The following is a 13,951-nucleotide window of genomic DNA, read 5'->3' on the forward strand; positions in this document are numbered from 1 at the left end:
CGGGGCCGGCCTATCCCTTCACGGCTCCGGCGGTCATCGAGCCCGAAATCTGGCGGTACATCAGCAGACCGAGCAGCGCCGGCGGCAGGGCGCCGAGTATCATCACCGCAGAGGCTGTGCCCCACTGCACGCCGCCGCCGCTTGCCGCGAAGAAGAACGAGGCGCCGACGGTCATCGGAACAGCTCGGCTGGTCGTCAGCATCAGACCGAACAGGAATTCATTCCAGGCGGTGATGAAGCCGAAAATGAAGGTCGTCACGACCGCCGGCCGCACCACCGGTCGGATGATCCGCAGCATGATCTGGAACGAATTCGCCCCGTCGATCCTCGCCGCCTCATCGAGTTCCAGCGGCACGTCGTTGATGGCATTGACAAGGATGACGAGTGCCAGCGGCGTATTGACGATCGTCAGGATCAGCCCGAGGCCAAGCTGCGTATCCAGGAGGCCAAGCCATTGGTACATCATGTAGAGCGGGATCGCGAAGATGATCAGCGGCACGGCGCGCAGATTGATGACGATCGGCAGGAGCATGCGCCGCCCTGCCTCGCTTCTCGCGATCGCATAGGCCGCGGGAAATGCGAGCAGGATCGCAAGGCAGGTGCCGATCAGCGAGGCAACGACGCTGTTGAAGAGATAGGAATAGATGTTGAAGCGGTCGGTCTGGGTGAGCACCCGGGCATAATTCTCGAGTGTCGGCTGGTTGATCCAGAGACCGGCATTGGTCGAGAGCTCGCGGGCACTCTTGAATGAGGTGACCAGCGTGACGATGACCGGAAAGTTCATCGCCAGGGCGGCGACCGCAAAGACAAGCCAGCGCAGTGCGTTCACCATCGTCACGTCCTCCTGCGGCCGGCAAGCCAATTAAGACCGTAGAGCACGGCTAGCGAGGCCAGGAAGAGCACGACGGAAGCGGCAACCGCCTTGCCGATCGCGCCCTCCTTGAAGAAGGCCTGGTAGATGTAGATCGACAGCGAGGTCGTGGAGCCGCCGGCGCCGCTGCCGGTCAGCGCATAGACGTTGTCGAAGACGCGGAAGCCGTCGATGAAGCGGATGAAGAAGGCGATCATCAGCGTCGGGCGCATCAACGGCAACTCGATCCACCACAGGACCTGCAATGCAGAGGCACCATCGAGTGCCGCCGCCTCCCGCGTCTCCAGCGGGATCGCCTGATAGGCGACATAGAAGAGCAGGAATGCGAAAGGCGTCCATTGCAGCGTCTCGACGACCACGAGCGTGCGAAACGCATTGTTGACGTCGAGGAAGGCGGGGCTGTCGCCGAACCATTCGAAGAGGTAGTAGGGCACCGGCCCCGCGAATTCATGCAGCACAAGCCTGTACATCAGGCCGATCATCGCCGGGGCGACCATCAGCGGCAGCATCAGCGGCGCCATCAGGACGGAGCGCTTGGCGAGCAACGGCGCCAGGAAGATCGCGAGGAACAACCCGATCAGGCACTCGGCCAGTGCCGTCAGGATGCCGAAGCGCAGCGAGAAGAAGCTCGCCCGCCAGAAATCCCGATCCGTCAGGACCACGAGATAGTTGCCGAAGCCGGTGATGCTCGGGCTCCGCAGCGTTTCAAAACTCACCGTCGAGACGGAATAGACGAGATTGACGACGGCCGGAAAGCCGAGAAAAAGCAGCAGGAAGCCGGTGAGCGGCGCGAGATACGCACTGCCTTCGGCGCGTTTTACGATAGCCATTTCGATCCGCCTGATGGGCCGGACGCCGGGTTTGCCGGCGTCCGCCTCTGATTACTTCTTCAGGAGATCCTGCATGCCTGCCTTGGTATGGGCAAGCGCATCGTCGAGGCTCTGCTGGCCGGACCAGTAGCCGGTGAATTCCTTGGCCTGCAGTTCGTAGACCGAAAGCGCATTGGCGGAGGTGGCCCCGTCCATGACATAGCCGTACTTGCTGGCGAACTCCCCGAGCTTGACGAGATCAGGGCGGTCCGAGGCCACCTTCGCGACCACGTCCGGGGTGAGCGCCGGCGAGCCGCCGCTACGGGCATAGGTCAGGGCCGCGTCTTCGGTCGCCAGCCATTTCAGGAACTTGACGGCACCTTCCTTGTTCTTGGCATTCTTGTTGAGGCCGAGACCAAGGCCATGGATATGGTCTGCACGGCCATCCGGACCTGCCGGAGGCGCAACGATGCCGGTGACTTCGGCAACCGCGGGCGATTTCTCCATGTTCGTCAGGTCGGCCGCCGCGGCATTCCACTGCAGCGCCGTCGCCGCCTGGCCCGAGCCAAAGGCCGCATTGGTTTCGGCATACTCGTAGGTCAGCGAATCCTTCGGCGAAGCGCCTGCGTCGTAGAGCGTCTTGTAGAGCTCGAGACCGGTCTTGTAGGCGTCGGAATCGACGGTCACGTTGCCGTCCTTGTCCATCCAGTCGCCTCCGTATGAGCGCGGCAGCGACTGGAAGACCATCATGTTGAACAGCAGGTTCTTCATCTGCAGCACGGTGCCATAGCGCACCGGGCTGTCGGGATTTGCCTGCTTGGAGAAATAGAGCGCGGTCGCAGCCCAGTCGTCCCATGTCCAGCTGTCCGGATCCTTCGGCTGCAGCTCCTTGCCGAGAACCTTCTGGGCGATCTCGGAATAGGTCTTCTTCGCCGCATCGTCCTTCATCAGGGCGTCGATCAGGTCCTTGCGATAATACATGAAATGCAGCGAAAGGTCGGTCGGCACGCCATACTGCTTGCCGTCGAACTGCATAGTCTTCAACACGGATTCGCCGAAGACCTTGGCGGCATCACCGCCGAGATCGACCGGCTCCATGTACGGCGCGTAGCGGCCGATCGAATAGGTGGCGACGAGGTTGATATCGAATGCGTCGGAACCGGCCGCCATGTCGGCCTGCAGCTTGTCGAAGAAGCCGTCGCGATTGAAGAACAGGAGCTCCACCTTGTCGGGGTCGGCTGCCTGCTTGTTGTAGGCCTCGACAGTGGCGCGCAGCGCGGTTTCCTCGGAACCGCCGGGCCAGCCGAGCACGGTGACGGTAGCATTGGCAATGCCCGGCAGGGCAACGCTCGCAAGAAGCGCCGCAAATGCCGGAAGAGATGTCCTGTTCAGTTTCATCGTTGTTCCCTTTCTTTGTTCTATTGCTTCGATTGCTGCCCGGAGGGCGCCGCTACCTGCCCTCTCCCGCAAGGTCCGCTGCGCCGATGATGCCTGCGCGACCGCCGAGCTTGGCCGCGACGAGATGAGGGGTAAGGCGGGGAGAAATGCCCGCCAGATGCTGTCCAACCTGACCGAGATACCCCTCGGCAAGGCCGATGCCGCCGCCGATGACGATCTGCTTCGGGTCGAGCATCATCTGGATGTCGCGGCAGAGCGTTGCCACCCGAAACGCCGACTGCGAGACGATCGCGCTGGCCCAGTCCGCTCCCTTGCGTGCCTCGGCGAAAACGCCGGCGGCATCCGTTTCATGGCCCGTAGCTTTGGCTTGCGCGGCCATCCAGCGACCTGAGGTTTCGTCCTCGATCGGTGCCACGCCCTGCGACGGGCTGCGGATCAGACCGAAATGGCCTGCAAGCCCGGTCAGCACCCTGCCGTTGACGACGATGCCGCCGCCGATGCCGGTGGAGATGGTGAGGAAGACGAGATCGCCGCCCCGCCCGGCGCCGAATCTGTATTCGCCCCATGCTGCCGCCTGCGCGTCGTTGACGGCGAAGGCGGGCGCCGCGAGCAGGGCCGAAGCCTTCTCGACGAGCGGATAACGATCCGGAATGCCGAGTGTCGCAGGATTGAGGGCCGACCAGAGCCCGTTCTGGATGAAGCCGGTCACGGCAATCCCAATCCCCGTATATCGGCCGCGCCACGAGCCGGTAGCTGCGGCGAGCGCGGCAAGCCACGCATCCGGCCCCGCCTCGCGCTCGGTGGCGACAACGATTTCCTCGATGACGTTGCTGCCCTTCACAAGCGCGGCCATCGTCTTCGTCCCGCCGATGTCGATGGCGAGCATTGTCCGGCTCCGCCCGTCACGCAGCGTAAAGGCCCTTTCGACGGTGTCGTGGAACCACGACGTAACGTGTTCGGTGCGCGTGATTGCCGAGCCGACAACCACCGCATAAGCACCTGCCCGCACAGCTTCCGCTGCCTGCTCCGGCGAGCGGATGCGACCCTCGGCAATGACGTAGGGAGTAAGCCTTCGCATCGCGGCGATGAGGGCGACGTCAGGTTCGACCGGCTCGGGTCCGCCAACATAGCCTGAGAGCGTCGTGCCGACGAAATCGACGCCGGCGGCAAGCGCTCGCTCAGCGTCCTCGAGGGAGGAGCAGTCGGCCATGGTGAGCTTGCCCTTGGCCCTGACTGCCTTGACGAGAGCCTCGACCTGCACGGGTCGGACGCGGTCGGTCGCGTCGAAAGCGACGACATCGGCGCCGGCATCGGCGAGCGCCTCGGCATCCTCGATGAAGGGCGTGATGCGCACCGGACTGTCGTCGAGATCGCGCTTGACGATGCCGATGATCGCCGCGGCTACCTGCGGGCGCACGGCCTTCACATAGGCGACCGACTCGATCCTCAGTGCCTTCGCACCGGCATCGAGGGCCGCCTTGGCAAAACCGACGACGAAGTCGGCATTGTCCATCGGCCCGCCGGGTACCGGCTGGCAGGAAACGATAAGGCTGTTGCTGATTTCTTCGCGCTGCACGTGACACCCCATTTCAGCATCACGATAAGACGAAAATACCAGATTACAACCAGTTTATGACTGGTATCATCGCTGCAGTTCGAAAACGAAATCGTAGACGTCGCCCTTGTAGCGAGTCTCGCAGTATTCGACGATCTGCCCATCGGCCAGGAAGCAGCGCCGTTCGGTCATCAAGAGCGGCGCTCCGGGCTCGCAATGCAGCTGGCTCGCATCCTCGGCGGAGGCAGCGCGCGAACGCATGCGCTGTATCGCCCGCTGCGGCAGGAAGCCCCGTGTCTCCAGTGCCTCGTAGAGAGAGTTGTCGACCATGTCGGGCGATGGCAGGAAGCGCACCGGCACGGCGGACATCTCCACGGCGATCGGCACGCCATCGGCAGTGCGCACCCGTCTCATGCGCACGACATTGGCATTGCCGGCGATACCAAGTGCCATCATCTCCGTCGGCGAGGCACGGCTTATGTGCTTGGAAAGCCAGATACATCCGGGCGTCTGGCCGCGCGCGCGGATATCCTCGGAAAAGCTCGTCAGCGTCGACAGCGACTTCTCGACCCGTGAGCCGACCTCGGTCTTGAAGCCATGCCGCCGGTTCAGGAGACCCTCCTCTTCCAGGAGAGCCAGCGCCTTGCGCACGGTCACCCGCGAAAGCGACAGCCTTTCGGCGATCACTCGCTCCCCCGGCAGAACGGCACCGGCCTTGACCGTGTTGGAACGGATCGCCGTCTCGATCGCCGCCTTCAATCGCTTGTAGAGCGGCAAGTCCGATGCCGTCTCGCCAAGCGTGGCGCCCACCATATCGATCAAGCTGTTCGCTGCCATTCCTGCTCCGTGCGCCCTGATCCACGGAGAAATTTTCCGTGGCCCGCTTCTGGACCTATACTGGTATTACGATTTGAAGGCAAATCACTCACGACGACCACGCAAAGATGGCCGGACCAAGTGCGAGCTGTGTATCTGGGTTGCGGCCCAGGCCCCAGTTCAATTGCACTAGGAGAACTGCTAATAGGTAGTTGCGCCGGATCGTTCCGTTAGGGACGACTCGACCGCTGGGGCGGATGCAGGACGGGTGATCTATGGGGTCGATCGCTAGTTTTCACATCAGGGACGTGATTGATCCGGGGGACGCGCTTGGCGAGATCCTCTTTGGATTGATCATGGCACTTACCTTCACCGTCGGCTCCCGGCTTCTTTTTTCGGAGACCGGGCTGGACGTTCACGAACTAATCGTCGCGACGGTCGGCTGCAACGTCGCCTGGGGGATCATCGACGCGGTTCTCTTCACCCTCGGGACGGTCTTCTACAAGAGCCGGCGCGTGCGCGTCCTTCGCCAGGTCAGGACGGCAAGGAGCGACGATGTTGCACTATCGGCCCTGATGAAGGAATTTCCCATCAGCGGCGAACCCCTGGTAACCGCCACGGCCGATACGGATGCGCTCTACAGGTCCATGCTGGTCCTGGCCCGGCGAGCAGAACCCGGCAATCTCAGCCTGTCGAAGGAAGACGCCCTTGCGGCTGTCATTGTCTTTCTCCTTGTAACTGCGACAGCCCTTCCCGCAATCATTCCTTTCCTCCTCATCGACAATGCCGACCTCGCCCTGCGAACCAGCAATTTCCTGCTGATCGGGCTACTGTTCTTGACCGGCTTCGGATGGGCACGCTTTTCCGATTCGAAGCCGCTGAGAGCGGGGATCACGATGACCTGCCTTGGGCTCGCGCTCGTTGGCATTGCAGTGGCCCTGGGTGGTTGAGCATGAAACGCCCGGGAAACGAGACCACCCAAGATAACAAGGTCGATAGGCTCGACACCTGGGCGCTGCCGCTGCGGCTGCACCTCAGCGTCATTATCCTCGGACTCTTGGCCTGCACCTCGCTTCCCCTCGTGTGGATGACCTATACGCAGGGCAAGTTCACCGCCCTGTCGACTGGCGAGGCGCAGATGCGCCAGCTCGGGCTTCGCGCCATCGAGGACTACCACAACGTCTTCAACAGCGGATACGCCGCGATCATCACCGCCTCGGCCGTTCCGGAAATGCAGACCCCGCCACCAGCCGACCTGCAGGCAAAACAGGATTTTCTCCTGCGGGTGTTGCAGTCGACCTTTCGCATCGACGGCATCTATGCGGGCTATCCCGATGGCGGATTCGTTCAGGCCATCGATGTGGCGGCCAATCCCGATTGGCGCGGCAACCTCGACGCCCCGGCCGAGACCGCGTTTGCGCTCCGCGTGATCACCAGGACTGCCGGCGGCCCCAATACGACCTGGACCTTCTTCGACAAGGATGCGCACCCGATCAAACAACGCAGCGACCGCGATGATCTCTTCGATCCCAGGTTCCGGCCCTGGTACCTCGCGGCCGTTGGCGCGGGCAAGACAGCGTCGGTCGGGCCCTATGTCTCGGCGGCGACCAATTCCTTGACGATGACATTGGCAACACCGGCAGGGCCTGACAATCGCGTGGCGATAGGCGCGGACGTGCTGCTGCTGACGCTCGGCGAGATCGTCAATGTCAGCACGTTATCCGGACAGGCGCGCGGCTATGTCTTCGATCATACCGGCCGCCTGATTGTCCACTCCGACAGGCCCGTAATGGATGAGATCAGGAGACAGCTTCGCCGCGGCGCGGACCCATCACCTGCGGCCCTTGGCGAAGCGGATCCTGCCATTCCGGCGATCACGGACCTGCTGAGATCTGACGTGCGTCTGCCGGCCGGCGAGGTGATCCATTTTCCGGTGCGCGGGCGAGAGTATCTGGCGCAAGTCTTTCGTGAGGAGACCGGCGGGCTGCTGAGCGGCTACAATGTCGTGATAGCCGCGCCGCTGGACGACCTTGTCGCCCCTGTCGAAGAGATGCTGAAGCGGAATCTGGCGATCGCCGCTGCCTTCCTGGCAGCGGGCGTCCTGGCGTCAATCATCATTTCCCGCCTGATCAGCCGGTCGCTCTATGCGCTCGCCGATGAGGCCCGGCACATGGGCAACCTCGAATTCGGCAAGAGTCGCGTCTCGCACTCCTGGATATCGGAGGTCAACTCGCTGGCAAAGGCGCTGAACGCCGCCCGCGGTGCCATCAGGACTTTCTCACTCTACGTGCCGCGAGAGCTCGTGCGCAGGATCGTCATTGCCGGCCAATCGGTTGTCGGAACGGCGGCGCGGCAGGACATCACGGTGCTCTTCACCGACATCCGCGATTTCACTACCATTTCCGAGCTGCACTCGCCCGAGGAGGTCGTCGCCCTTCTCTCGACCTATTTCGAGACGCTCAACAGCACTGTCGAGCGGCACGGCGGCACGATCGTGCAATATATCGGCGATTCCGTTCTCGCGATGTGGAATGCTCCTGTGCAGGACGAACATCATATCGAGAACGCTTGCCGCTGCGCTCTTGCGATGAAGGCTGCGATCGACGCCATAAATGCTGCCAACTCTGCGGCCGGGCGCCCCGAGCTCATCACGCGCTTCGGCGTTCATACCGGTCCGGCCGTCGTGGGCAGCGTCGGAGCAGAAACACGCAGGCAGTACACCCCCATTGGCGACACGGTAAACATCGCATCGCGGCTGGAAGGCCTCAATCGCCAGTATGGGACTTCGATCCTGGTCAGCGGCGCAATCCGCGACGCGGTCGGTGACAAGTTTGAACTCGCCCCGATCGGAATCGTCAGCGTGAAGGGACGGACGGGACAAACCGAACTCTTCGAGCTCAGGGCATCGTCGCCGGCCTGAGGCGTTGCAGTCGCGTTCGCGAAAGCCCTGCCTCCGCGTCGCGGCAAGATGCGGCAGCGAAGCTAGTCGATGATGTGGTAGCCGCCGTCGATGTAGATCGTGTCGCCGGTTATCAGGCGGGCGGCATCGTGCGCCAGGAAGGCAGTTGCCATGCCGACATCATCGATCGACACGAGGCTCCGCGTAGGCGCCGTTTCCTGCGCCCTGTTCAGAAGCTCGTCGAATTCGGGGATACCCGAGGCCGCCCGCGTCGCCAGCGGTCCGGGCGAAATTGCGTGCACGCGGATGCCCTTCGGGCCGAGTTCGGCGGCGATGTAGCGCACGGCGCTTTCCAGGGCCGCCTTGGCCACACCCATCACATTGTAGTTCTTCACGACCATCTGGCTGCCGTAATAGGTCATGGTGAACAGCGTCCCGCCGCGCTTCATCAGCGGTTCGGCGAGATGCGCCATGCGTATGAACGACCAGCAGGATATGTCCATCGTTTTCAGGAACCCGTCGTGCGGCACATCGACGACGCGTCCCTGCAGCGTGTCCTTCGGCGAAAAGGCAATGGAGTGCACGAGAAAATCGAGTTCTCCCCATTCCTCCGTGATCCGCTCGAAGACAGCCTCCAACTGCCCCGGCACGGCGACATCGAGCGGCATGAAAATGGGAGCTTCGAGCTCCTGAGCCAGCGGCTCGACATAGGTCCGGGCTTTGTCGTTGAGATAGGTCACGGCGAGCTCCGCGCCCAATGCGCGGAATGCTCTCGCGCACCCCCAGGCGATCGACTGGTCGTTCGCGATGCCGACCACCAGCCCGCGCTTTCCTTCAAGAAGCTTGGCTTTTACCTCGGGAAGCATGTTCGATCCTCTTCTCGATCCTGGAGCTGGCAAGTGGCATCCTGCGCGATCGCACTAAGCGGCGATAAGCGCGAACGTATGCCGGGCGATCATCAATTCCTCGTCGGTCGGCACGACATAGATCGCGACCTTGCTGTCATCGGTCGACACAAGCAGTTCGCCACCATCATTCCGCCGGGCGTCGAGCGACGCTCCAAGCCAGCTGAGCTTTCCGGCTATACGCTCACGCATAACCGCAGAATTCTCACCGACACCGGCCGTGAACACGAAAGCGTCCAGCCCACCGAGCGCTGCCGCCAACGCGCCGGCATTGAGGCCCATGCGATGGACGAAATGGTCAAGGGCAAGTGCCGCGCCGGCGCTGTCGCTCGCCAGTAGATCGCGCACGTCATTGCTGATGCCGGACAACCCCTTCAATCCGGATTCCTTATAGAGCAGGTCCTGCAACTGCGCCGGCGTCATGCCATGCTGCTGCAGCAGGTAGAGAAGGACGCCCGGATCGATCTGCCCGCATCGGGTGCCCATGGGCAAGCCGTCAAGCGCCGTGAAGCCGAGCGTGCACTCTACGCTCCTGCCCTGCCAAAGGGCACACAGCGAGGCGCCGCTGCCGAGATGGGCGACGATGACGCGTCCGTTGCTGATGCCGGGTGCCACCTCGGCGAGCCTTCCCGCAACATATTCGTAGGACAGCCCATGAAAGCCGTACCGCCGCACGCCCTCGTCAAAGTAACGGGCGGGAATGGCATAGTGATCCGTCATCGGATCATGACCACGATGGAAGGCGGTATCGAAGCAGGCGACCTGCACAAGCTGCGGCTGGCGCTCGAGGAGGACGCGGATTGGCGCAAGGTTGTTCGGCTGGTGTAGCGGAGCGAGCGGTGCGTACCTCTCGAGTTCGTCCACCAGGTTTTGGTCGATACGTGCCGGGCGGGTATGGTCTGGACCGCCATGGACGACCCGGTGGCCGACGGCGATCAATCGCCCCTCCTGCCGCTCCCTAAGCCATTCGCCGACGAGACGCATGGCTGCAAGCAGATCGGGAACGTTCTCGCAGGAGTAGTTTTCATTCGCTACCCGTTCCCCGCCGGCGCTCTTGACGGTCAGGTGCGGCGCGGTGCCGATGCCCTCCATCTGCCCCTTGAGCAATCGTGCCAGCGTGCTTCCGGCGGCGAAAACCTCGAATTTCAAGCTCGATGAACCGGCATTCACGACGAGGATCGTGTCCATGGCAATCAACCGCCCTGTATTGGCGCCGTCCGGCGGCGTGCGTCGGCAAACAATACGCCAACCGCGCAGGAGGCAAGGCGCGTCCGAACCGAATCCGCCCGCGACGTCAGGATGATCGGGACGCTAGCTCCGAGAACGATTCCCGCGGCATCCGCCCTAGCCAGAAACGTCAGGTTCTTCGCCAGCATATTGCCCGCTTCGAGATTGGGAACCACGAGAATCTGCGCATGGCCGGCAACGGGTGATTTGATGCCCTTTATCGCTGCCGCCTCGGGATCGATCGCATTGTCGAAGGCGAGCGGCCCATCGAGGATGCCTCCGGTGATCTGTCCGCGTTCGGCCATCTTGCAGAGGGCGGCGGCATCGATCGTCGAAGGGATCTTCGAGCTGACCGTCTCGACCGCAGAAAGGATCGCGACCCGCGGAGTTCCGAGGCCCACCTGCGTAAACAGGTCGATGGCGTTCTGGACGATATCGCGTTTGACATCGAGATCCGGAGCGATGTTGATCGCGGCGTCGGTGATGAAAAGCGTTTCCGAATAGGTCGGAACATCCATCACGAAGACATGGCTGATCCGCCGCGCCGTCCTGAGGCCGGTCGCGGAGGAGGTCACGGCCCGCATGAGCTCGTCCGTATGAAGACTTCCCTTCATGAGCAGTTCAGCGCGGCCTTCGCGGATGACTTCCACCGCTTTCGCCGCAGCGGCATCGCTGTGCGGCGTGTCGATCAGCTCGAGAGGCGAAATGTCGAGGTCGTGCGACTTCGCGACTGCTCTGATCTTCTCCGCCGGCCCCACCAGAATGGGCCTTATTATCCCGACCTCGGCGGCCTCGACCGCGCCCCGCAGCGATGACTCGTCGCATGGGTGGGCAACGACGGTCGTCATCGGCGGCACCTGCTTGGCCCGTTCGATCAATCGCTCGTATTTCTGATGCCGCCCGGCTTCCCCGAGATTCTCCAAATCCGACATCCGCATATGCTCCATGTTGCAAGACGAGTTCACCCGCCGGCCATCGAGTGGCCGTCGGCTAGTTTGCGCTGCGGACAGCCTTGACCGGCACGGGCTTCGTCGGCGGCGGCACGGGTTCGGCAAGCGGCTCTTCGGAGACATCGAAAATGCCGACGATCCTCTGCAAGCGTCGCTCGGCTTCTTCGGAAAGCGCGCCGCGTGCGTTCAGAACCTCCTGGAGAGACGAAAGCGCTCCGCGACGAACGCCCTCATCTTGCGGCAGCATGGCTGGAAGCGCGTTGACGGCCGCCTCCTCGTCGAGCAGCAACATGAGGAACTGGTCGCGGATCAACGTCTTGAACTCGGCGAGCGTCATCGCCGGCATTCCGTTCTCAGCGCGCCGCATCCGGCGTATTGCGGCAAATCCACGCTCGTCCGCTGCGCCGCTCACCATCGCGACATAAAGCAGGCTGCGCGCCAGGGACTCGCGAAGCCCGCCCTGCCCGATTCGCGCCTTGAGTTCTTCGATCTTCTCATTCAGCACCTGAAGATGCAGTGCGGTCTTGCTGGCGCGACGGTGGGGCTTGGCATCCAGCGGATCGACGCCGACTGCTGCCTGCAGGAGTGGCGAACCATAGACCGAAAGGAAGGTCGCCTCGCTCAGCGCCTCGGTCGCACCGCGCCAGGCCTCCAGGCCCGCGATGATCTGGCTGGAGAACGCTTTTTCCAAAGCCAGGAAGGGATTTTCCGCCGCCACGGGACGGCGTTCCTCGGCCACGTCAGCGGCAAGATCCGCAATCTGCGCCATCAGGGGATTGGCGTCGGAAAGCAATTCATATTGCAGCCTGAGCGGATGGCTCTCCCGCAGTTGCTTGGCCGCCCAATCCGGCACCATCGCCCGCACGACTGGCTGGAAGAAGGTTCGATAAAGCGCGAGATTGATTTCAGAGACCCTTGCCGCGGTCGCGAAACGGCGATCGTCAGCGGGGCTATTGCAGCCGAGCGCCCTGATGTCGTCGAGCGTCCGGGCCTCGCAGCGCATGATCCAGTTGCCCTCGACGAGGTCTCCACGGATGGTCTCGTCGGTCTTCGCCTCGAACGTTGCTTCGTAGAGCCCCGGCGGCAGCGCGTCGATGAGGTCGATGTTGCTGGAGAATTCTCCATGCTCCTTGCGGGCAACGCTTGCCGACACGAAAATTCCGAGATGGCCGATTGTCTCATGAACGGTGTAGACGATCGTTTGCCCATGCGAGCGCATCTCGTTCACGTCGTCATAAAGGTCCAGGATCCAGTCGAGCGCCTGTGCGGGTGGCGTGATGTTGTCACCCTTCGAGCAAAAGACGACGATCGGCGCGCGAATGTTGCGAAGGTCGATCGCCTCGCCCTTCGATGTCTGGATGCGTCCCGCAGCGAGATTGTTGCCGACGAAGAGTTCATCCACGATGAACTGGATCTCCTCGGCATTCAGGCTGACGTGACCGCCCCACCATTGCTCGAAACCAAGGTAGCGCGGCGCCTCCGTGTCGATCTTGGAATAGAGGGTATACTGCTTGGTCCATAAGGTGTTAGCCGGATTCTGGTTCTCGAAATTCTGCACCAGCCAGGCGCCGTCGAATTTTCCATGGCCAAGGTCGCTGACAAGCGCCGTGAGCCAGCTGCCGCCAAGCAAGCCGCCCGAATAGCGCATGGGGTATTTGCCTCTTTCCCCGGCCCAATAGGACAACGGCGCGCCGGCAATGATCAGCGACCCGAACAATTCGGGACGCATGGCAGCCAGCATCGTGACGGCCCATCCGGCCTGGCAGTTTCCGATCACGCAGGGCTTCGCATCCGCGTCAGGATGCAAGGAAATGACCTTTTCCAGAAAGATCGCTTCGGCGTGGGCAATGTCTTCGATTGTCTGCCCCGGCTCAGGTTCCGGAAGGAAGCCGATGAAGTAGCACGGGTGCCCGGCTTTCAGAGCGACACCGATCTCGCTGTCGGCCTTGAAACCACCGATACCCGGTCCGTGCCCGGCTCTCGGATCGACGACCACGAACGGCCGGCGGGTCTCGTCAACCTCGATCCCTTCCGGCGGAACGATGCGCACAAGCGCGTAGTTGACCGGCTTCTCAAGCTTGCGCCCGTCGAGAATTACCTCTGGGGTAAAGCTCAGCACGTGCGGCGCGGTCGCTTCTGCATGTGTCCGATACTGGTTGCCCCGCATGCGTATCACATCCCAGAACAGAAGGCTGCGCTGAGCCGCGTCTACGGCATATTCGAGAGCGACGCCGGCAGGACCGAATTGGCCCGCAAGGTCAGTCGTAGGCGTGTACGAAGGATACCGCATGCTGAGTCTCCTGGTTCACCGCTGGTTGCGAGATCAAGGATTGCTCTGACGACATTTTCCACCTGACGCCAGCCAGGGAACGGAGCAGTCCCGCCATCAGTCACGCGCTTTCTTAGCACTTGCAGCATACCGTCATGCGGTCGGAAGCACCAACGTATTTTACGGTAGCATACGAGTAGGTCCCACACGGCAAGGTCGGGAGACTCCAGCGCCTGGCCACGATCGCGCGCT

The 13,951-nt window shown here is 62.5% G+C and carries 11 protein-coding genes; 2 read left to right on the plus strand and 9 right to left on the minus strand.

Annotated elements, in window-relative coordinates; genetic code table 11:
• Window positions 1-10: 10 nt before the first annotated feature.
• Genes EV286_RS28520 through EV286_RS28540 form a run of 5 tightly spaced genes read right to left on the minus strand, consistent with a single transcriptional unit; the run spans window position 11 to window position 5,470 of the window.
• Window positions 11-832 carry a carbohydrate ABC transporter permease gene (locus EV286_RS28520; RefSeq protein ID WP_132960636.1) on the minus strand — a complete coding sequence of 274 codons (822 nt, stop codon included), beginning with the start codon at window positions 830-832 and terminating at the stop codon, window positions 11-13.
• Window positions 833-834: 2 nt separating this feature from the next.
• Window positions 835-1,701 carry a sugar ABC transporter permease gene (locus EV286_RS28525; protein ID WP_132960637.1) on the minus strand — a complete coding sequence of 289 codons (867 nt, stop codon included), beginning with the start codon at window positions 1,699-1,701 and terminating at the stop codon, window positions 835-837.
• A 51-nt stretch (window positions 1,702-1,752) separates the two neighbouring features.
• Window positions 1,753-3,078: a sugar ABC transporter substrate-binding protein gene (locus tag EV286_RS28530; RefSeq protein ID WP_132960638.1), complete on the minus strand. Its 1,326-nt coding sequence runs from the start codon at window positions 3,076-3,078 to the stop codon at window positions 1,753-1,755.
• Window positions 3,079-3,130: 52 nt separating this feature from the next.
• Window positions 3,131-4,666: a putative N-acetylmannosamine-6-phosphate 2-epimerase gene (locus tag EV286_RS28535; RefSeq protein WP_165932970.1), complete on the minus strand. Its 1,536-nt coding sequence runs from the start codon at window positions 4,664-4,666 to the stop codon at window positions 3,131-3,133.
• Between the two features lie 54 nt (window positions 4,667-4,720).
• On the minus strand, window positions 4,721-5,470 hold the full coding sequence (locus EV286_RS28540) for a GntR family transcriptional regulator (RefSeq protein ID WP_132960640.1): 750 nt from the start codon (window positions 5,468-5,470) through the stop codon (window positions 4,721-4,723).
• 254 nt (window positions 5,471-5,724) lie between these two features.
• On the opposite strand from EV286_RS28540, the gene EV286_RS28545 reads away from it, so the two are divergent.
• Window positions 5,725-6,399, plus strand: a complete 675-nt coding sequence (locus EV286_RS28545; protein WP_132960641.1) for a VIT1/CCC1 transporter family protein — start codon at window positions 5,725-5,727, stop codon at window positions 6,397-6,399.
• Window positions 6,400-6,401: 2 nt separating this feature from the next.
• Entirely contained in the window at window positions 6,402-8,369 is a 1,968-nt protein-coding gene (locus EV286_RS28550; RefSeq protein WP_132960642.1) for an adenylate/guanylate cyclase domain-containing protein, read from the plus strand.
• A gap of 62 nt (window positions 8,370-8,431) precedes the next feature.
• Here the strand turns inward: EV286_RS28550 and fabI are convergent, their stop codons facing one another.
• Genes fabI through EV286_RS28570 form a run of 4 tightly spaced genes read right to left on the minus strand, consistent with a single transcriptional unit; the run spans window position 8,432 to window position 13,720 of the window.
• Window positions 8,432-9,214: an enoyl-ACP reductase FabI gene (gene fabI / locus EV286_RS28555; RefSeq protein ID WP_132960643.1), complete on the minus strand. Its 783-nt coding sequence runs from the start codon at window positions 9,212-9,214 to the stop codon at window positions 8,432-8,434.
• A 54-nt stretch (window positions 9,215-9,268) separates the two neighbouring features.
• A complete protein-coding gene (locus EV286_RS28560; protein WP_132960644.1) occupies window positions 9,269-10,441 on the minus strand; it encodes an acetate/propionate family kinase in 1,173 nt (390 codons plus the stop codon).
• Between the two features lie 5 nt (window positions 10,442-10,446).
• Entirely contained in the window at window positions 10,447-11,412 is a 966-nt protein-coding gene (locus EV286_RS28565) for a phosphate acetyltransferase (RefSeq protein WP_132960645.1), read from the minus strand.
• Window positions 11,413-11,470: 58 nt separating this feature from the next.
• On the minus strand, window positions 11,471-13,720 hold the full coding sequence (locus EV286_RS28570; protein ID WP_132960646.1) for a DUF3141 domain-containing protein: 2,250 nt from the start codon (window positions 13,718-13,720) through the stop codon (window positions 11,471-11,473).
• Window positions 13,721-13,951 lie beyond the last annotated feature (231 nt).

The organism is Rhizobium sp. BK251, assembly GCF_004345245.1.
Taxonomy (GTDB): Bacteria; Pseudomonadota; Alphaproteobacteria; order Rhizobiales; family Rhizobiaceae; genus Rhizobium.